The sequence below is a fragment of the Sporolactobacillus pectinivorans genome (assembly GCF_002802965.1).
In the GTDB taxonomy this organism is placed as follows: Bacteria; Bacillota; Bacilli; order Bacillales; family Sporolactobacillaceae; genus Sporolactobacillus; species Sporolactobacillus pectinivorans.
This window is the reverse complement of the sequence record NZ_NXGA01000001.1, coordinates 878,350-899,125: the sequence shown is the minus strand read 5'-3', so window position 1 is coordinate 899,125 and position 20,776 is coordinate 878,350. Positions and strand designations below refer to the sequence as shown.

Below are 20,776 nucleotides of genomic sequence, written 5' to 3'. Positions count from 1 at the left end.
ATTGTCTGTACTAGTGGGGATTACTTCTGAACCAAATATCGAACTTTGCCAAGAATATTGGCTCTATAAGTTGTTGAGCCAGGCAACGCGGAGAAAAGGAAAGATATCAGACATGGACGTAAAACAAAGATGATGGAACATGGAACTTTGATAACTAGTGAAAGTTGGTGTATTTTATGCTTATGAACTTTGTCTGTAAAGTTTTCAGACATGCAGTAAAAAGAAGATACAGAAAATTGACGATTGCTGTCGTCATAACATTCGCAATGGTAGCCACATCGTTTGCAATGATCGGGCCTGCCAATGCCAGGAGTACCACTTATATGGAAACCTATCGTCCGCAATTTCATTTCACACCAGCCCAGAACTGGATGAACGATCCGAATGGACTCGTTTATTACCACGGTGAATATCACCTTTTCTTTCAATATAATCCATCAGGCGACACATGGGGCAATATGTCCTGGGGACACGCCGTAAGCCGCGATTTGGTCCATTGGACACAACTGCCAGTTGCTATACCACAGGACGCACAGGAAATGATTTTCTCCGGCTGTGTCGTTGTGGATAAGAATAACACTACCGGCTTGGGCAAAAAAGGAAATCCGGCGATGGTCGCTATCTATACAAGCGTAGACAAGAGTACGGGCAAGCAGTCGCAGGCACTCGCCTATAGTACAGATAATGGCCGCACCTTTACAAAATACTCTGGAAACCCGGTACTCGATATTGGTTCTGATAATTTCCGCGATCCGAAAGTGTTCTGGTACGCCCCAGACCATGAATGGGTTATGGCTGTCGCACTTTCCGACCAGCACGAGATCAGCTTCTATAGCTCACCGAATCTTAAAAACTGGACTCATTTGAGCGATTTTGGTCCTGCCGGAGATACTGCCGGTGTTTGGGAATGCCCAGATTTATTTCCGCTGCCAAACCCTAATAAACACGGGCAAGAAAAATGGGTGCTGCTGGTTAATTTGAACCCGGGTGGGATTGCTGGTGGCTCTGGCGCTCAGTACTTTATAGGAGAATTTAATGGAAAAACATTCACTTCCGATGACAAACCGTATACGTCCCCGAGCGGCGAATCACTCGGCAATTTTGATGACGGAACGTTTAACAACTGGACTGTCACTGGAAATGCTTTTGGCAGTGCGCCCGCCACGGGCAGCCTTCCCGGACAGACACCCGTCACCGGCTGGAGTGGTCAGGGATTCATCAATAGTTTTAACGGCGGCGATGGGTCGACAGGAAACATGACTTCACCGACTTTCACGATCGATAAAAACTACCTGAACTTTCAAATCGGTGGTGGCAACAATCCTTATGTTCCGGGTTCTGTTCCGGAGGGTACCATTCCAAACGGGACGATCTTTGCGGATTTCCAAGGCAGTACCTATGGGGACGGCTGGACTGCCACCGGTTCCTTTACAAATTCTGGTCCTACCACAGAGAGCCTGCCTGGTCAGATCGGCGCTAAGGTTCTGGACACCTATACACCTGATGGCGATCCCGGTACCGGCACCATCACCTCACCTGCCTTTACCATTAAGAACAAATATATCAATCTTCAGATTGCAGGCGGCAATCACCCGAATGATCAACTGGATCCAACTGCCGTCAATGTGATCGTTGACGGCCAGGTCGTCGCCTCAGCCACGGGGACAGGCAGTGGCAGTCTCACCTGGAAATCCCTGAATGTCGGTTCATACATTGGCAAACAGGCTCAGATTCAGATTGTCGATCAGAATACCGGCGATACCGGATGGGGCCATCTCATGGTTGGCGACATTGTCTTCTCTGACCAGCAGGCATCCCCGTGGGCTACAGACACATCAGTCAACCTGATCGTCGACGGTCAGGTAGTACGCAGCAGCACCGGCCAGAACAGTGAGAATCTTGACTGGACCAACTGGAATGTCCATGACTTGATTGGCAAGAAAGCTCAGATTGTGATATCCGACAATGCGACAGGTGGTTGGGGTCACATCCTTGCAGACCAATTTACTCTCGCAGATGCACCGGCCCTGTCCAGTATCCAGCGTGCACATTGGATCGATTACGGTGCAGATGACTATGCTGTGAGTACGTATAATAATGCGCCTGGTGGCAAACGAATTATGATCGGTTGGATGAATAACTGGAACTATGGCCAGTCTATCCCTACTTCACCATGGCGCAGTGCCATGACTATCCCTAAAGAGCTGACGCTTCGTGACGTCAATGGAACGTTAGTGTTAGCACAAAAGCCGGTTCAGCAGCTGAACGAACTGCGTGGATCTGCATCGCATCTTGAAAACCTTAAAATCAATTCAGGAACCACTGCATTACCCATGAAAGGCGAAGCGTACAAGCTTGTCGCCACTTTCAAAGCTGGTTCAGCAAAATCTTTCGGTTTAAATTTACGAACGGGATCTGATCAAAAAACGACTGTCGGTTATGACAGTACAACAGGAGAAGTGTACATCGACCGGACAGGTTCAGGAAGTGTCGGTTTCAGTTCTGATTTTCCAAGTGTGCAGAGTGCCCCACTAACAGTAAACCATAATGGTAAAGTAACCTTCACCATACTGGTTGATTGGTCCTCCGTTGAGCTATTCGCTAATGATGGAACGGTTCTGCTCACAGATCAGATTTTTCCGGATCCAAGCAGTAACGGCATGTCCGCATTTTCTACCGGAGGGGCAACAGATCTCCAATCTCTCACGGTAAACCAACTGCGATCTGCGTGGAACGTTTCCTCGAATTAACCAGAGGGTACTAAAAGGCTCACAGGATACAAAGGCAAAAATCAGTTCACTTAAAAAAGCCGTAAATGAGAAAAATACGTTTACGGCTTTTTATTTACAAATATACTGACAACACTTAGCGTACTTGAGCAGCCACTGATCGCTTAAAATGGCACAGTTGTGAATAAGCTTCCAATTTTTTGCCCATTTTTTCAGCCTTATTAGTGTAAAAAGTTCCCTATGGTTTTTATTTTTCTGATGGCTTTGTTAAATTTGTCTGTTGTTTTCGCTCCATGCACTCGCTTTCCGCGGGCGATCCGTGAGCCTCCTCGCTTAGTACCCTCGCTGCGGGGTCACACCAGGCTCGTGATCCCGCATGAGTCTCGCGACTTCCCTCCAATCAGCGGAGGGCAGGAACAACATTGAACTTAAACATAGCCTTTCTGATATATAACGAATGTGAAGTTTGGACTTAATCTCCGTAAAGCCAATCTAACAATATTCTCATGGATCAAATTGATCTGCCTAATAGCAGGCAACAGCGTTTGCAGGAATAATGAAAGCTTGATTACTATGTACGTGAAGTGTCTCCCTCTTGATAATCAGTTTACCCCTTTCCCGCAACACAAAATGAATCGGATTAAAGTCACGAGTAGTTGGGCCGAAAAAATCATTTTGGTCACATTTCCGAGTCCCTACAGTTAAACAATACTAAATCTGATATATCTTTCTGATTTGTACTTGTCTATTATGCATTGGATTTTCTTAAGCATCTCATTTCTCTCTTTCCCGCCCACACAAAACGAACGTCTCATGAAGACAAGAAATGTAGACCTTACCATGGTATACGCCTGAAAAAAGAAGACAACAAAATCAATTGTGCTATTTTTTGGGAAAAGAAGGCGTTTTCTATAACTTAATTATTAAACGCGTATCACCACACCCTTCTCTCAATAAAACCCAAGATCCAATTTATATACAAATAAAGACTTGTCGCCAATTATTTATGCGGATAACGCAGATAATAGTATTAACAGACTATTACTTCTCTTTGCAAAGGAAATTTGTGTCCATTTGCATCCCTTTTTTTAGTTAATTTTTCCCATTAAAAGAATTTATAAAGTTAAAAAAGTTATATGGTATTTGGTATACCAAAAGATTATAATAAATTTATACTCCAATGTATTGAGGTGTCATTGATGATCCGTTTCCTATATCTTCTTGCCATTTTAAGCTACATGATCTCGTCTTTTTTCCCGAAGCAACCTGTTTTGCAAATGACCGTTTCCATTTTATCGATGTTAGCCGTTCTTGTCAGTCTTCGTTATGTAAAAGGGCTCGCACTGACTTTCGGCCTTTTTTTCCTGATTGGTGGAAGCGCAATGCTACTATGGGGCGGATCGGCACCCATTCATTTTATTTCTTCATTTGGTGAAATGATTCAGATGGTTACTTTATTTGCTCTTATTCCCATTCTGTCGCTCCCGATCCGCTTTGGGAAATATGCGGACGAAGTGCACAGTATCATTCGCAAACGGGTCAAAAGCACGACTCAGCTGTACATGCTGACTTCCGCTGTCTCTTATTTCTTCAGCTCGTTCATGAATCTGGCCGCCCTGCCCATGACCTATTACTCGATTTCTTCTTCGGTTAAGGAATATCCCATTGACAACAAGAAGCGCTATTTGAGTCGTGCCATCACCCACGGCTATGCTATGCCGCTCTTGTGGAGTCCTGTTACGCCAATCGTCGGGACGGTTCTTTATCTGACAGGGACGGCTTATTCGAAAATTCTTCCTTTTCTTCTTGTCATGAGCATCGGCGGTCTCTTGCTGGATTGGGTCTCGATCAGCCGCCCACTTCAGCTTTTTCGCAGACGATTGCAGTGGAAAAGCGCAAAGAAAGAAACAGCTGCTTCAACATTGGCGCCGCTGGCCGGCGGCCGACCGGCCAGGCTTTTTCATATTCTTGCTGCCATTATTCTATTGAACGCCTTGATCACGTTGCTGGATCATTTCTTTTCGTTCAGCTTCCTTTTTTTGGTCAGTCTGATTGTGATACCGTTCGCTTTCCTCTGGTGCATTCTGATTGGACAAGGCAAACCTTTCTTCCCGGGTGTCGTCCGCCACTTCCAGACCTATATACCGAAAATGCAAAATCAGTTTTTTATCTTTCTTTCAGCCGGCTTTTTCATCACTGCATTGAATGTCTCGGGTGCCGACACGATCGTCACGCATTGGGTGAATACATTGATCCAATTTAGCGGCATTCGTATTTTTTTAATCCTGCTGCCGCTGATTCCATTTGCACTTGCTTTCATTGGTCTTCACCCCGCCGTAGGGCTTGCCCTGATCTCCGCTGCCCTTCATTCCGATATACTGAACAAGTCGCCAATTGTCGTCACAGTGGCCATGCTTGGCGGAGCCATTCCCGCTTTTCTGATGGGTCCTTACAACGCCACACTGGGTATGATGTCCAGCATTATCAATGAAAAGCCAATAAAATTGTCTAACTGGAATTTCCCTTTTACCTGCCTCTATCTCGTGCTGCTCACACTGTTTGTGCAATTGCTCTATCTTATTTAATGGAAGCAAAAGGGCCACTATCTTTTTTAATTTTTTGGGGGAAAGTTTCGAGATGACGCTGCATTTCCCAGTCAATCTGCTTATGGCTCCAACTCTGCCGTTTCAAGATAAACGGCTTTTGACTGTTCAATGTGCCGCTCTGACAGCAGCTTGGCTTTCTCTGCATCGCCTTTTCTGATCGCATCCAATATTTGAATATGTTCCTCCATCGCTTCTTCCATCCGTCCTTTTCTCGTATAACCGACACTGGCAAATGCACGAATGTAGTCTGTCAGATCGATAAGCATCAGGTATAGCTTCGGACTTTTCGCCGCTTTATATAGAAAATCACAGACGTCCATATGAAATTTTTCAATCTCGTCATCGTGGTGATTTTGCAAAAATTGCTGTATCCGTTCGATCCACTGTCCGCACATTTCAGACATTCTGTTATCCGTTTTCTTCGCCGCCAGTTTGCTTGCCAGTCCTTCAAGCACTGAAAGAATATCAAAGATCTCGACAATCTTTTCCTTCGAGATACTTTCGACGACAACCCCCTTGCGCGGCATTGTTTTAACCAGGCCTTGTGCTTCAAGGCGAAACAGGGCCTCACGGATCGGCGTTCTGCTGATTTGCATCGTCTTTGCCAGCTCTCGTTCAACCAAACGGTCGCCCGCTTTAAATTTCCCCTCCAAAATCAGGTTTTTCAAATGACGATAGACATATTCGCGTATGGGCACAAGCTGATTTACGTCCCAGTCTGCCATATTCGCTCCTCCGTTCCTCCGGTATACAATATACATCATATACAAACATCGATTCTTTGGATATATCTCAGATATAGTTTTGATCATTATTTGCCGATTTTTTGGACAATCCGGGAGCAGAAAAAGAGAGCAGCACGAACGATATGTGCTTGCCCTCTGTATTAAAAAAATTTTGCAATATTGCATGAATCAGCTAAGCAATCGAATTTCAGCAAAATTGAAAACCGATCAGGTTGTCATCTTCATCCCGGGTTTATCAAGGGTTGCCCAGCAGTCAATGACTTCATTTGAAGCAGCAACTGTGCCGAAAAACTGGCTGATGTTTGTTAGCGTCATCAAATAAGCCTCTCTTGTAAAAGCGGCCGTACAGTCTGATAGAAGGACAACGTTGTAGTCAAGCATGAATCCATCGCGCGCCGTCGACTCGACGCATACGTTTGTGCTTACTCCCGCCATCAGCAGATTTCTAACATTGAGCGTATGCAGGACGGAATCAAGTTTTGTATGAATGAAGGCGCTGTAACGGTGCTTTGTGACAATAATGTCTTCTTCCTCGGGGACAAGCTTGTAAAACTCGCTCCCCCATGTGCCTTTCCGGCATAAATCAGTCTGGCTTTTCCCGCGCAGACGGTGAATCCATGAACCGGAATCCGTGCTTTTTTCATGGATGGTCCGTACATAGATGACTGGAACGTGATACATTTCAGCCTGGTCAATCAAATGCATGAGGTGAGGCACCATGCTGGCAACGCCACTGACATCCAGTCCCTGTTTCGCCAGGCTTCCTTCTTTGTGACAATAATCGTTCTGCATATCAATGACTAAAAATGCGGTCTTACTGGGATCGACACTATTTTCCAGTTCCATAAATGACTCTTCCCCTCGCTCCTTTGAAATATGTAGCGTTATTTATTGGCTTTATTGACAAAGGTCATGTTGACAAGCTTGCTGTATTGATAACCTTTTGTGTATACACCTGTCTTTTTCACGACATCCATTGGTTTGGCCACTGCCGCCTTTGTGATAAAACCGTCTTTGCTCCACAACTGGTCCTTATAAGCTCGATCCACCGAAGCTTTCAGGCTTGCGTTCGAAGAAGTCGGAAATTCTTTTTTCAGTATCTTGAATGCTTCTGTTTTATTGCTGTTGACAAGCTTAAGTCCCTCGATCATGGCATTGACAAATTTCTGCACGGTCTGTGGCTGACTATTAATGGTTGACTGTTTCACACTGATCACAGAGTAGGCGTAATCTCCGAGGCTCGGGAACCCGTAGAACGGCTCATTCCACGCATCCTTCTTGATCCCTTCACTGATCTGAGGCTCCGCCCCGTTCGCAATATCATCTTTGCCCTGTGCTACGAGAGAAACAACAGCCGATGCATCGGCGGGTTCATCCAGTTTCACATCTTTGTTCGGATTAAGACCGACTTTCAGCAGCAGCCAGCGGGTCAGCAGATCCGGGCTCCCTCCATAACGGCCTGCCGCAATACTTTTTCCTTTCATAAAAGCCGCTAGGTCTTGATCACTGGTCCCTTTCAGTTTCAGCCTTTTATTGGCCATGAGGTAGACATTAGCACGGTCAACAACATTAACGATTGAAACAATCGGATCTTTATTTCCATTATTAGCCATCTGGTTCGATTCCGGACCACCGATATTGCCCCAAGCATCACCGCTGACAACTGAAGTGACGTGTGCGCCGCCTGTTGCCGTGATCGTTTTGACATCCAACCCTTCTTTTTTAAAATAGCCTTCATCAATTGCCGCATAGAGCGGCAGGTAGGCAATCAGATGTACTGGCTCGGCAATGACAATATTTTTACTGGCTGCTTCTTTACCTTGTGCAGATCCTCCTGATGCGGAACCGCAGCCTGACAGCATGAGTATGGTCGCCAGCATTAAAATCCAAAGTCCGTTTAATTTTTTCATCGTTTTGCCCCCATTTTTTATTGATATTTTCTATTCTTGAGCAGCCATTTTTCTATCCAAACCGTACCGAGATACATGAAGATGGATAGGAAAGACAGCACAACAACGCCAACCCAGACTAGATTAAGGTCCATCACCTGCCCGGCATATAAGATCATCCGGCCGACGCCCTGCCTTGAACTGATAAATTCGCCGACAATGGTGCCAGCCAGCGCGAGCGCAATATTGATTTTCAGGCTACTCACCATCCACGGGACAGAGGAGGGCACGACCACTTTCATAAAGACGTGGTGCTTTTTCGCCCCAAGCGAAAACAACATCTTCTCAAGATCCTTATCAACACTCTTCACACCGCTGTATGCCGCCAGTGCTGCCACAATGACCGTCATTAAAAAGGCCAGAATCACCTTTGAGTTGAACCCGATACCGAACATGATCACGAGAACAGGTGCCAGAGCAAGTTTTGGTACTGCGTTAAAAGCGATCATATAAGGTTCCGTAATTTTCGAATAAAGTGCAGACCACCAGAAAGACAAACCAATCGCAGAGCCGACCAACGTGCCAAGAATAAAACCGACAATCGTTGCACCGGAAGTATAAGCCATGTCCTGAAGCAGGGTACCTTGAATAGCAGCTGTCCAGCCCGTCTGAACAATGATGCTCGGGCTGCTCCAATAATAGGAATCAAGCCAGCCAATCCTCGTCAGAGATTCCCACAGGAAGATGATTGCGGCTCCAACGATCAGCTGACCGATGACAGCCTTGCTGCGCACGCTGATTCCCTTCTTGTCATCTTCCATTATTCTAGCTTTGACCCGTATGCTTTTTTTAACTTCCAACGATTGATCAACCCCTGTCTGTTCGACAGAAATTTTCTCAGCATTTCCATCCATTAAAATCATCCTCCTAAATAATTTGCTGCAAAACTCGACTGAAAACCTGTCAGCTTATTTCCTGCTCGACTTTCAGCATGGTGAGTAGTTCCTTTTTTAAGTGCTGGAAAGAAGTCTGAGTCAGCGTTTCTTCATTTCTCGGTCGGGGAAGATCGACCTCCACCTTTGCCTTGATCCGGCCCGGTCGGTGTGAGAAGACATAAATCTCATCCGACAGATAGATAGCTTCATCAATGTCATGCGTGACGAACAAAACCGTCTTTTTAAAATCATTCCAAATTTTGAGCAGCCACGACTGCATGAACAGCCTGGTCTGTGCGTCAAGTGCGCCAAAGGGTTCATCGAGAAGGATCACATCTTTGTCATAAAGCAACGTGCGAAGCAGTGCAGCCCTCTGTCTCATTCCTCCTGAAAGTTCGGCGGGAAAATGATGTTCAAACCCCTTCAGTCCGTATTTCTGCAACATGGGCAGTGCCCGTTCTCTCGCCTCGCTTTTGCGCACACCACGAATCTCAAGACCGAGAATGACATTATCCAAAATCGTCCGCCACGGCAGCAGCAGATCCTTCTGCAGCATGTAGCCGACGCAACCGCTCTTGCCGACAATATTTTTTCCGTCAAGGAGTACCTCGCCGGTTGAAGGAGGCAGGAGGCCGGCAATAATATTGAAAAGAGTCGATTTACCACAGCCGCTTGGACCAATGATACTGACGAATTTTCCACTCTGAATGCTCATATTTGTTTCCTGCAGCGCACAAAACTCTTTGTCGTTCTTTCTGAAGGTTTTACTGCTATGCACAATTTCCAATTTGTTCATCATCAATCACTCCCCTGTAAAATAAATAAAAAAGGCAGCCGACGGAAAAAATCAGATATCCATACTCTGATCTTCTTCCGACGGTTGCCCTGCTCTCATCATTCATGAGTTCATTCTACCAGCCGCGTTCATTCAAATTTTCATCTAAAACGATTAATGTACCGCTAACTTCTTTCCGCGGATCATAATCTTTTAAAACCAGCTTAACTCCGATGCCAAAACGTCGAGTAATATTTTTTGCCAGAACCTCTTTGTACCTCTTGATAAGCAATCGATCAATGACCTCGGAAAAGTTTTTATCCGCTTCATCTATGATCTCAAGTACCGGAATGCGCTTGTGCTTCGCGATAATCACAACTTTATCCTCGAACACACTCACCTTCTGTTCGGTTACACCGACCTTGAAAATCATCTGATTGACCAAGTTGTACTCTTTCATGAGCTCCTGCTTGAATTCACCCAAGCTCACTGGCAGCAACTTTGCAATGGCAACGGCACCTCCCATCACTGCGTGGGAATAATCAAATCCTTTAATGTATTTAAAATTTTATAAATTTATAATAGCATGTCCTTCAATCAAACATTGTAATTGTGTAAGATAATCTGACATATAAATTCTATATAATGTTGCTCAAAGATTAGTCCGGTGATATAATCTTTGCGAAAAAAGTTGAATATACCGGAAAATAAGTGATCTCACCTTTTGTCTCAAACGGGAAGAAACAAAAAATGAATTTTTATCGTCTGAGGGCAACTGGCTTAAACGGGAATTTACCCATCAGACCCCCATGCTCCTTAAGCGACGCTAGCTGAAGGATTCCAGCTTTTTACGCAAACTATCCAAAAACATATTCACCATTTTCTTCTTTCTTCCCTATATATCATATAGGAAGATCCCCTCATGTCTCCCACCCTGGTTTTACATTTTCTCCCTACCCCATCTCCGAAAGGAGTTCCATCAATATGCTATTCACCAAATTCGCCGTCCCACTTAACTTCCTCAATGAACTCTCTGATCCGGTTGAAAAGCAAGTTTTCACAGAACTTGAAAACTATTTTTCCCTTCTCAGTCTCCGCAAACGCCAGTATCTGCTTCTCCGCATTATTGAAGACTGGTTTGATTGAGAATAAAAGAATGACTGAACTGATGATTGGAGTTGAAGCTTAATCTAAAAGAATAGGAGAGAAAAGTATCCCACTTTTCTCTCCTATTCTTTCTTTTAATATGAACGGATCATCGATATACTTTTATTTTTAAATGCTTTCTTCCCCACATGATGGCCTGGTGATACGATTTAAAGTGAACATCAATAATTCTGCCCTTTATGGCTCCACCAGTATCTCTGGCAATCGCTGTTCCGTATCCTGGGACATACACTTTGGAACCAAGTGGAATATAACGCGGATCAACAGCTATTTCTTTAGCATTCGGATATTTTCTCAAATTATAGCCGGTTGCAGTTCTTCCCATTTCACAATACGCTGTGGCTGAAACTGTCATTGTTTGAATGCGGGTTTTCGCTTCCGCCGCTGGAGTGGATATACCTGATATGATTAAAATAACAACGGCTAGAGTCATTAATATTCTTTTCATGTGCCCGTATACCTCTTTTCCTAATAGCTTAAATTTACCAGTTTTATATAACAGACCTGTAACAGGCATGTAACAAACCGTTTTGGATTAGATTACATTTATATCTGTGCTTTTACATAATTTTGTATAAAAAAGGAATACTATTGCTTGCAATCCTTCATAAATCCGCATACTATCTATTTTCTGTCATCTAATTGTTATACAATGGACAGGTAAAACAATTCGTTTCAAGTGAGATTGTCGGCCGCAGGGGCAAATAAGGGTTCTGTCTGCAGAGGTTTAATCAAAAAAGCGAGGGGTTTAAAAATATGGCCAGAGAGACAAATGAATCAAGAAGCGGTTTAAAGAGATCAAAAAAACGTCACAGAATTTTGCGCTACACTCTGATTATTCTGCTTGTTTTGATTGTTGCCGGAACCAGCTTTGGTTTCTATAAATATTATTCACTGAAACCGGCCAATCATTTTAAAAATTTAACGATCATCGGAACAGGCGGTAACAGCAAATACAAACAGAAGTCCGGTACCTTTAATGTCCTGCTGATCGGATCTGATGTGCGGAAGGGAGATATCGCGGGTCATACCGATTCGATGGTGCTGATCCATGCCGATCTGAACAACCACACCTACAATATGCTGAGTATTCCACGGGATACGCGCGTTTACATGCAGGGGCACGGGTACACGAAGCTCACCAGTGTTCAATACATAGCCCAAGTCGAACATGGTTCAAAACAGGGCATTATTGAAGCGGTCAATTCAATCTCCAGTCTGACCGGAGTTCCGATCAATTATTACGCAGAAACCAATTATTGGGGACTGCAGTACATGGTCGACGCGATTGGCGGTATCGACATGACTCTGCCATTCAATGTAACGCTGACCCATCCTTGGTATCCGGAAGATATGGGGAAAACATTTACAGCCGGTACACATGCTCTCGACGGAAAAATGGTTACAGAAATTACCCATGAACGCTACTCGCTGCCTGGTACGGACTATGGGCGCCAGCAGCTGCAGCAGGCCGCACTGGTTGGCATCGCCAAAAAAATGATGAGTCCTGCCAATGTGACAAGGTTCCCGGCACTTGCCGGTTCATTATCAAAATTCCTCGTTGCAACCAATATGACAACGGATGACATGATCAGCATCGGACTGGGTGTCAAAGGTGACTTCCACCCAGAGCAGCAGATCAAATACCGTCAGGTCAAAGGCAGCAGCGTGACCATGTATGATGATATTCTGAAAGCAAACAACAGTGAGATCGTCCTTGACCCGGGACAACTGCAAAACGTGATTAAACAGTATTTTACAAATTGACAGCAGATTTTTTATGAATCATTTGATCGTTGTGGAAAACAAAAGAGCATAAATTAAAAGTCCGGAGTGAAGAATCAATATTTCACTCCGGACTTTTCTTATCATTGCATTTCAAAAAATTATGACATCAGAACCCGGCATCTTTCGTTAAACGCACGTTGCGGAACCGGGGCATTGGGCGCAAGAGAATCAAAAGAATGCGGAACCCCTCGGATCAGGTTCATCTCCACTGATACTTCGGCTTTCAATAAATCCAAGCCAAAAGCGATGTCCTCATTTCTGAAAAGGTCAAGCTCCGCTTTCAACTCCGGGGCATGCTTCACCAGCCATTTCAAAGCGTCAAAACAATCGTAGACAAGAATTGGATAAGGATATTCCGGTGACAGGCGATAATCGACAGAAAGCATATTAATCTCGATCGAAGCCACGTATTTTGAAACCATAGCATCTGAATCTGCAGCTATCCCGATAATCATACCGCCGCCATGAATGTAAAGTACCGCACGCTGCTTTGGACACTCCTGTTTTGTATACCACCGGGCAGTGATCGAAAATCTGTCACGTGTTTCTATATCATAAGATTTAATTTTAACGCATTGATCTTCAGCAACCGAATCTTACTGTTTTTCTTTCAGAAATTTTCTGAGCGCAAGATCCAAAGACCTTAATCCTGAAACTCCGCTGTCGCTCTTCACATGCGCATATTCCTGCCTGAATGTACGTGTTCTTTGAGCAATATATCGCAAATCCAGGTCTAAACGGAACATTTGCGGCCCCTCCTTCCAAAATTCAAGGCGTAACTCATCTCCCGCTCTGTGTATGGGAAGAAAAACATGAACAGCTCCAGACGGATTTTTATTTCAATGGAAAAATAACAAAAGTATCATTCGGCCAAACATTCTGAAACAGAGTAAAATCTTGTTATTGCTCTTCGGAAAGCGCCAATTCTATGGCTCCATACAAACTAGCGTCCTGCAAGAAATAGGAGCGGACTAATTCAGGAGGATACGGCACATTCTCATGAAGTTTCTTTAGAATCGCACCTTGAAGCTGGGCAAAGGAAGCCGCCATGCCTCCGCCGATAACGATTTTTTCCGGGTTCCACATCACCGCCAAATTAGCGATCTGATAACCTATTTCACTGCAAACCTCTGACACAAACTTTCCTATTTCTGTACCTGATTGGCTCGTTTCAAATATTTCTTTGGCAGTCCGTGTTCTGCCATAATCCTCAGAAAAACGTTTTTCAACGCCGGCGCCACTGGAAAACTCTTCAAAAGAGGCATGACCGGACTTAAAAGTAGCCGTATCATCCCTGCTCTTCATTAAATAACCAATTTCACCGGCTGCCCCCTGATGGCCTCTCATGATGCTGTTTCCCGCTGTAAAACCTGCCGCGATGCCTGTGCCAAAATTAACGTACAAACCATAATCCGTCCCCTTTAGATTTCCCCGCCGTAATTCGACCAGTGTCGCAGCCAGAACATCATTCTCCATCACAACTCTGACATGAAATGCGTCAATCAGCATCCGGCGAACATTCAGCTCTTCGATTCCGGACAGATTGGGTGCAAGCTCAATATGATCTTTAAAAACAACACCGCACATGCTGACTCCGACAGCGACCAGCATGCAATCATTGACACTCTCAAGCAAAGCGTTCCCCATTTCAACGACACGGCGAAGCAGAACAGCGACAGGTACTCCTGACGATTTGATTCTAGTTTTTTTTATAATCCTACGATTTTTATCTGCCAGCGCGGCACCCACCTTTGTCCCACCAAAATCATAAGCCAGGATAACCTCCGTTTGACTCATCGCACGTTCACCCTCTATTACAGTTTTACCCTTTTCTATTTTTGTACCGATTAATTATTGTTCCAGACTTTTAAATGCCTCCTGAATCTTTTTCTGACCAAATGGCCATTCAGAATGCAGATGAGCCCAGACCAAAAATACACCAATACCAATGACCGTCCAGACAACGGCAAGAGTGATTGCCGACCAGCCTGATGAATAGAAGACATAGCCCCAGCCAATAAAGGCAATGATGCTTGGAATGGGATACAGCCATTGTTTGTAGGGACGCTTCAAGTCCGGACGGCGTTTGCGCAGAACAGTCAGTGCAACAATCTGGCCCATAAACTGAACAACAATAATCAGTGCCATTAAGGCGTTGATAATCGTTGAAAGGTCAAAGAAACAGCAAATGGCCATGACAATACCCATAATGAGCAAGGAGACATTTGGAAATTGATACTTTGGATGCAGCTTCGCAAATACTTTGAAAAATAGCCCGTCTTTAGCCGCATTATAGGGCAGACGTGAAGCGCCGAGCAAGCCAGTGTATACGGACGCAAAACATGTCCAGATAATCAGTAGCGTAATAATCACTGCTCCCGGTGTTCCCCAAATATGTCCCATGAGCTGGCTGCCGATATTCGTACTCTTCATCGCTGTCTGCCATGGAACAACGCCAATAATTCCGATATTCATCATTAAGTCAATCACTGCAACAAGCAGAATTGACAGAGTGACAACACGCGGAATCGTTCGTCCGGGATTCTTCACTTCATCACCCAGATAACAGCTGGTATAATAGCCCATATAATCATAAATCGATAATAGCATTCCTGCTCCAAGACCGGTAAAAAAGCTGGCCGGTGCAAAAGCATTTTTTGGAAAATTAAAGGCGAGCTGAGGATTGAAGTGAGTCAGCCCGGTACCAATGACCATGACGACAGTTACAATCATACCGATCCACAGTATTGTTGATATTTTAGCTACTGAATTCACGCGGCGATAAAGTAGTGCAATGGTTATTATAGTTACTGCAACGGCAACAAGTTTTGTTTCGAGCGGTGTAATGTGCGGAAAGAAATAGCCAAAATAATTGGCCAGCCCAATCGCGCCTGTTGCCATCATCATTGGCGTTGCAATTAATGTTGACCAAATAAAAAGAAACGGCATCAATTTGCCTGTGCGATACTGGAACGCTTCACGCAAATAAATATACGTACCGCCTTCTCCAGGTAACGTTGAGCCCAGCTCACTCCAGACGAGTCCATCAAGCAAAGCAAGCAAGGCACCGGCAATCCATCCAAACATTGCCTGCGGGCCCCCCATGGTTGTCAGAATAATGGGGATAGTAATAAAAGGCCCGGCACCCATCATCTGAGACATATTAATCGCTGTTGCCTGCATTGTGCCAATACTGCGAACCAACCCATTGCCTGACTTTTCCATTACGATTCACCCTCTCAAAAATGATTAATTGATTGTCTGATCCCGGAGATAGTGATATAAACCTTCCAAAGCACCGATTGCCGCTGCATCCCACCCCAAAGCAGAGTAGGCTATCTCAGCAGGCAGTGGGCTATATTGCTGCACTTTTTTCTGAATTTCTCCGATTAATGGTTCCAGCTTCTGTTGATACGGACCGCCAATAATGATTTTTTCGGGATTCAGCAGACTGGATATATTGGCAAAGGCGACAGATAATTGAGTGACCAGCTCGTTACGTATCTCAGGCGTCGTCTTCTTAGCGGCAAGTAAAGAAGTAACTTTTTTTTCAAACGTTCCGAATTGCCCGACAACATACGTATCGTGCTGATTAACATCTTTATTCTCAAGCATGTAGCCGATTTCTCCTGCAGCCTGATCAGCACCGGATACCCATCCACCATTCGCAATAATAGCCGATCCGACACCGGTACCGATTGACAGGTAAAATAAATTGTCAATCTGTCTGTCCTGCCCCAACCATCTTTCACCAAATGCCGCAGCATTCACGTCATTGATAGTGAACAGATTAAGATTCGTGACATCTGATAGTTCTTCCGCCAAATTGAGATTTTGCCAGCCAAGAGATGGTGCATCAACAACAATTTCATGGTCTTTCACAATGGAGGGTACAGAAATTCCAATACCGACCAGGTGAGTCATTTCATCCGATAAGCTACTTAGAAATTTTTTCAGAAGCGTTTTGAACTTTCCCAAATCCCGATCAAAGGTAAAACTGTGAGAAATAGTCACGTTCCCGTCTAAATCCGCCAACACGATGCGAGAACTTCCGCCCTGCAGATCAATACCGATGCCAAAAGCAGACCGCGGATTAAAACCGAGCATCGTCCCCTTCCTGCCGCCGTTCATTGTCGATTCACCCATTCCAAGTTCAACAACCGAATGATCTTCAATTAAGTCATTAACAATCATGGATACGGTTGAGCGACTTAATGAAAGCTTTCTCGAGATCACGGCTCTGCTAACAGGTTGAAAATGTTTAATAACATCCAGAACACGCTGCCGGTTAATGTTTCTGATCAAATCCATATTTCCCGTTTTCAAAGCAGCCCTTCTTTCCACCATTTTAGTTAGTTTGGTCTATGAACAAACTAACCTTTGACAACATTCTAAACCTGTTGATCAAAAAATAATTTATTTTTGTTATATTTTCTGACACGTTATTTCATACAGAAAAATCGAATAGCCTTACTTTAACCATGACAAATCAAATAAGGACAAGGGTTATTTTTGACACACACGGAGCGACGTAACACGGGACTGGGTTGGGGAAATACAGAACGGATAAAAAGGTCCGGAAATGGCAACAGCAAGCCATTTTCCGGACCTTTTACGTATCTATCAACGGACCATTCAAATATTACGTGAATCAGCTTATCCAGTCACTGGAATTGAGAAAATCCGTTCGTTTTTCACCATGGGCATGAATGATTTCTATGCACGCATTTTCCAGGCAGTAAATGCTCCCTTTTTATCTAAAACATTTGTCTCTCTCTGCTTTTACAGCCTGTATCAGCCATTGAAAGGGCAATAAGCCTTCTTCATATTTAACAGACATCATTTCCGGGTGCCACTGTACGGCTAGAATATCCTTGAATTTCCGGTGCACCATCGCCTCGACAATTCCGTCCGAGGATTCGGCTGCTATTTCCAAACCCGCCCCCAGCCGGTTTATCGCCATGTGGTGATAGCTATTGACGTCAATCTCATCTGATCCGTACAAGTCTCTTAAAACCGGATGCATCAGCCGGACGGAATGGGCGCAATACCAGCGCGGGTTATTTTCAAAGTTGTGCGTCAGGACCTTCCCCTTATCGGAGATGTCTTTATATAAGGATCCACCAAAATAGACATTTAATAGCTGCATGCCCCTGCAAATGGCAAGAATCGGTTTGTTCTCTTTAAGCGCGTACTCAATAAGCTTCAGTTCAAAATGATCCCTTTCAGGGCAGATCCTGCCCATACGGTGATCCACGTTTTCCCTGAACAGACGCGGATCGACATCCTCACCTCCTGTTAAAACAATAGCGTCCAATGATGACACAATGGAAAGATCGCTGTCGGAAAGAACTGGCAGACCAACTGGAATACCACCTGCCCGTTCCACACACTGCAGGTAGTCATGACCGATGACACTAAAGCCCTGTCCGATATTTCCCCGCAGTTTGCCGCCGTACCCTTCTTCTTCAGAAACATCATAACCTGTAACGCCGATAACGGCTTTGTTCATCATCAATTCGTTCAGCTCCTATCTCAGCTAATAAAAAATATGCAGCAATCCCTTCATCCTAAGGAACCGCTGCAATCAGATCATCATGCCTCGTCCAGATAGAGCCGTCTTGCGTTCATCCCGCAAACGAGACTTGCCCAGTGCTCCCTCACTTCGCGGCTGGTATATCGGACCACCAAAGTATCGTTCAGGTGCGCTTCAAATGCATCCCGGAAGACTTCAGCCGCCAACGCAAACATTTCCGGCCGTGTATGCGCGTCCGATGCAAACAGGTATCTTGAATAGGGGGCCAGCTCCAAAGCCTCCGCCACAACCCGTCTGGCTGAACTAAGGCCGAGCGGCACAATCAGTGAAGTGTCGAAGAAGACATGATTATAGACGCTGGCAAGGTAACCCGCTTCACGATGGTACGGGTAACAATGCAGCAGCACAATGGAAAGTCCGAGCGGTGTGTATTTTTCAATAAATCCGCGCAAGAGCAGCGGATTTCCCTGCCTTAGATCCGTATCGGGATCGCCGTACCCGGTATGGAACTGCAGGGGCAGTGCCTGCCGGGCGAGATCCCCGGCCGCATGCCAGACACCAAAATTGATCAGATCTGCTTCAGTCAGCCGCTTCTCTCCTGAATGTTTCCACCTTTGAAAGGCTTCCTTCGCAGTATCAATGTCAACCTCATGGATCTGCAGTCCGGATCGGTAAGCAGCAATGGATTTCGCACCGATATAGCCGCTTTCCCGGGCTGTTCTGACGCGACTGATCACCGCTTCCCACCAATCAGTAAAAGTTTTCTTTCTTTCAAATTCCTCTTCCAGGACTTTTTCAAGACGAAAAATCGGATAGGTCTGCGCACCCGTCAACGAAGCGATTTTCTTCAGGGAAGCGGCCGACTCCGGCGCAAAACCCGTATCCAAAAGCAATGCCTGATAGCCGGCGTCCTGAAACAAAGTACGGCAGTACGCCGCGTAATCCTGCTGCGCCAACAGTCCGGGAATGCTTTCCCCACTCGGACACTGCCCATCGGTATAGCGTCCAACAATGACCTTGACCGCCTGCCAGGCAAGACGTTCCTTCAGATCGGCAGCCGAGTAGGTCACGGGTGCCTCCGACGTCACGCGCAGCAGCGCTTCCGTATCACTCTGACGTTTTTCATCAACGATCGCATGGCAATGGTGATCAATTACTGGAATGCCTTTCAGTAAGTCGGACATAATAGCTCCTTCCATCCCTCACATGATCCACTCAGGTTAAAATTTTATTCTTTATACTTCAATATTTCGCGAAGTGGTAGTTCAGCTCAAACGGTACATCATGCCTGGCAAACATGTCATATTCGGATTTTTTAACCGCCGTATAGGATCGAAACAGCAGATCACCCAACGTATCGGCGAAAAAAGAATCCGTCCTCAATGCCTCCAGCGCTTCGAGAAGGCTCGAAGGCAGCTTCTTAATGCCCAGTCTCGCACGTTCTTCATCGGTCAGAGTCCCGGGATCCACATCCACATAATCCCCCGGATGCCATTTGTTTTTGACACCGTCAAGCCCGGAGGCGATCATCGCTCCGAGTGCCAGATACGGATTCGCTGTAGAGTCGCTCGCCTTCAATTCAATGTTCATTGATTTTTCTTCGTTGCCCCAAAAAGTCGAGGCGATACGCAGCGCCGCTTCACGATTGTCCTTTCCAAAGGCCGCATAGGCAGAGCTCCATGATCCGGGTTGGAGACGACGGTACGAATTGACGCTGGCACAGGTCAGCGCAACGAGCCCTTTGAGGTGGTGCAGAACGCCGGCCGCAAACTGGTAGCCGATCTCGCTCAACTTGAGCGGATCATCTGCATCCCAGAATAGATTTTTGCTGCTCTCCTTATCCCAGATACTAAAATGGATATGGCCGCCGTTTCCTGCCTGATCAACGAACGGCTTCGGAGCGAAGCTCGCGATGATCCCGTGCTGACGTGCAATAGCCTTGACCGTTTCCCGGAAAATGACCTGATTATCGGCGGCGGTCAGAAGGTCCGTCGCGCTGATGGACAGTTCGTGCTGCCCGAAACCTAATTCCGGATAATACTGTTCCGGCTGGATTCCCTGATCCTTCAGCGCGCTGACGATATCCAGAATAACGGGATTCCCCGCCACCATGCCGGCCGCACTGAAACAAAGTGACTCGTCGATTGGGACATGCTTTCCTTCCTCATTGAGTCTTGCCAGTGTGAACTCATCCTCATATGTCGCCCTGACTGTAATGCCCATGTTTTCCGCCTGTCTGATGATGGATTTCAGAAAGCTGCGCGGGCATGCAGCCCATGGCTCATGATTCAGACTGATCTGATCGCACATCACGGCCGCGACCTTCGGATGATAAGGCAGCACGCGGAACGACTCAGGATCCGGCATCAGACGAACCTCGCCGACCGCTGTCATCTCAGGAATCGGTTGCAGATGATCAAATACGTTCATCGCCATCATGGCCGGAGTCAGCCCGATTCCGCTGATCATTCGCCCCTTAAGGTGATCCACATGTGTCACTTTACCCCGGGCAATACCGCTGTTATCGACATATAAGAATTCAACAAGCTGTACGCCTTCTTTTTTCGCCAGACGTACGACGTCATCAATTTCCATTTGTATCTCC

Annotated in this window: 19 protein-coding genes; 4 read left to right on the top strand and 15 right to left on the bottom strand. The window is 45.6% G+C overall.

Going from position 1 to position 20,776, the window contains the following annotated elements:
• Positions 1-236 precede the first annotated feature (236 nt).
• A complete protein-coding gene (locus tag COP04_RS04495; protein ID WP_239984761.1) occupies positions 237-2,750 on the top strand; it encodes a glycoside hydrolase family 32 protein in 2,514 nt (837 codons plus the stop codon).
• A gap of 1,178 nt (positions 2,751-3,928) precedes the next feature.
• Positions 3,929-5,314 (top strand): hypothetical protein, encoded by a 1,386-nt coding sequence (locus COP04_RS04490; RefSeq protein ID WP_100486889.1) that lies wholly within the window; start codon positions 3,929-3,931, stop codon positions 5,312-5,314.
• A gap of 80 nt (positions 5,315-5,394) precedes the next feature.
• Here the strand turns inward: COP04_RS04490 and COP04_RS04485 are convergent, their stop codons facing one another.
• The 6 genes from COP04_RS04485 to COP04_RS04460 all read right to left on the bottom strand — a co-directional run bounded on the left by COP04_RS04485 (position 5,395) and on the right by COP04_RS04460 (position 10,140).
• Positions 5,395-6,060, bottom strand: a complete 666-nt coding sequence (locus tag COP04_RS04485; protein ID WP_100486888.1) for a GntR family transcriptional regulator — start codon at positions 6,058-6,060, stop codon at positions 5,395-5,397.
• A 228-nt stretch (positions 6,061-6,288) separates the two neighbouring features.
• Positions 6,289-6,927, bottom strand: a complete 639-nt coding sequence (locus COP04_RS04480; protein ID WP_100486887.1) for a cysteine hydrolase family protein — start codon at positions 6,925-6,927, stop codon at positions 6,289-6,291.
• A gap of 38 nt (positions 6,928-6,965) precedes the next feature.
• Positions 6,966-7,991, bottom strand: coding sequence for an ABC transporter substrate-binding protein (locus COP04_RS04475; protein WP_100486886.1), 1,026 nt, complete (start codon positions 7,989-7,991; stop codon positions 6,966-6,968).
• A gap of 17 nt (positions 7,992-8,008) precedes the next feature.
• On the bottom strand, positions 8,009-8,791 hold the full coding sequence (locus tag COP04_RS04470; RefSeq protein ID WP_239984951.1) for an ABC transporter permease: 783 nt from the start codon (positions 8,789-8,791) through the stop codon (positions 8,009-8,011).
• Positions 8,792-8,933: 142 nt separating this feature from the next.
• Entirely contained in the window at positions 8,934-9,704 is a 771-nt protein-coding gene (locus COP04_RS04465) for an ABC transporter ATP-binding protein (protein ID WP_239984760.1), read from the bottom strand.
• A 112-nt stretch (positions 9,705-9,816) separates the two neighbouring features.
• On the bottom strand, positions 9,817-10,140 hold the full coding sequence (locus COP04_RS04460) for a Na-translocating system protein MpsC family protein (RefSeq protein ID WP_162297075.1): 324 nt from the start codon (positions 10,138-10,140) through the stop codon (positions 9,817-9,819).
• 524 nt (positions 10,141-10,664) lie between these two features.
• Between COP04_RS04460 and COP04_RS19405 the strand changes: the two genes are divergently transcribed.
• Complete coding sequence (locus COP04_RS19405; RefSeq protein ID WP_157800170.1) at positions 10,665-10,826, top strand: hypothetical protein; 162 nt, start codon at positions 10,665-10,667, stop codon at positions 10,824-10,826.
• 109 nt (positions 10,827-10,935) lie between these two features.
• On the opposite strand, the gene COP04_RS04455 is transcribed toward COP04_RS19405, so the two are convergent.
• Positions 10,936-11,295, bottom strand: a complete 360-nt coding sequence (locus COP04_RS04455; RefSeq protein ID WP_100486883.1) for a 3D domain-containing protein — start codon at positions 11,293-11,295, stop codon at positions 10,936-10,938.
• Between the two features lie 308 nt (positions 11,296-11,603).
• Between COP04_RS04455 and COP04_RS04450 the strand changes: the two genes are divergently transcribed.
• Positions 11,604-12,614 (top strand): LCP family protein, encoded by a 1,011-nt coding sequence (locus COP04_RS04450; protein WP_100486882.1) that lies wholly within the window; start codon positions 11,604-11,606, stop codon positions 12,612-12,614.
• 119 nt (positions 12,615-12,733) lie between these two features.
• Here COP04_RS04450 and COP04_RS04445 read toward each other — a convergent pair whose 3' ends face one another.
• The 8 genes from COP04_RS04445 to COP04_RS04415 all read right to left on the bottom strand — a co-directional run bounded on the left by COP04_RS04445 (position 12,734) and on the right by COP04_RS04415 (position 20,766).
• The gene (locus COP04_RS04445; RefSeq protein WP_338062863.1) at positions 12,734-13,162 is read right to left on the bottom strand and encodes an alpha/beta hydrolase; all 429 of its coding nucleotides are present in this window, start codon (positions 13,160-13,162) and stop codon (positions 12,734-12,736) included.
• Between the two features lie 69 nt (positions 13,163-13,231).
• Positions 13,232-13,381 (bottom strand): hypothetical protein, encoded by a 150-nt coding sequence (locus COP04_RS19400; protein WP_157800169.1) that lies wholly within the window; start codon positions 13,379-13,381, stop codon positions 13,232-13,234.
• A 154-nt stretch (positions 13,382-13,535) separates the two neighbouring features.
• Positions 13,536-14,432 (bottom strand): ROK family protein, encoded by an 897-nt coding sequence (locus COP04_RS04440; protein WP_100486880.1) that lies wholly within the window; start codon positions 14,430-14,432, stop codon positions 13,536-13,538.
• Between the two features lie 54 nt (positions 14,433-14,486).
• Positions 14,487-15,860 carry an APC family permease gene (locus tag COP04_RS04435; protein WP_100486879.1) on the bottom strand — a complete coding sequence of 458 codons (1,374 nt, stop codon included), beginning with the start codon at positions 15,858-15,860 and terminating at the stop codon, positions 14,487-14,489.
• A gap of 24 nt (positions 15,861-15,884) precedes the next feature.
• Positions 15,885-16,961, bottom strand: a complete 1,077-nt coding sequence (locus tag COP04_RS04430) for an ROK family transcriptional regulator (protein WP_157800168.1) — start codon at positions 16,959-16,961, stop codon at positions 15,885-15,887.
• Between the two features lie 427 nt (positions 16,962-17,388).
• Positions 17,389-18,150 carry a gamma-glutamyl-gamma-aminobutyrate hydrolase family protein gene (locus tag COP04_RS04425; protein ID WP_100486877.1) on the bottom strand — a complete coding sequence of 254 codons (762 nt, stop codon included), beginning with the start codon at positions 18,148-18,150 and terminating at the stop codon, positions 17,389-17,391.
• An 80-nt stretch (positions 18,151-18,230) separates the two neighbouring features.
• Complete coding sequence (locus tag COP04_RS04420; protein WP_157800166.1) at positions 18,231-19,355, bottom strand: amidohydrolase family protein; 1,125 nt, start codon at positions 19,353-19,355, stop codon at positions 18,231-18,233.
• A gap of 58 nt (positions 19,356-19,413) precedes the next feature.
• Positions 19,414-20,766 (bottom strand): glutamine synthetase family protein, encoded by a 1,353-nt coding sequence (locus COP04_RS04415; protein WP_100486875.1) that lies wholly within the window; start codon positions 20,764-20,766, stop codon positions 19,414-19,416.
• Positions 20,767-20,776 lie beyond the last annotated feature (10 nt).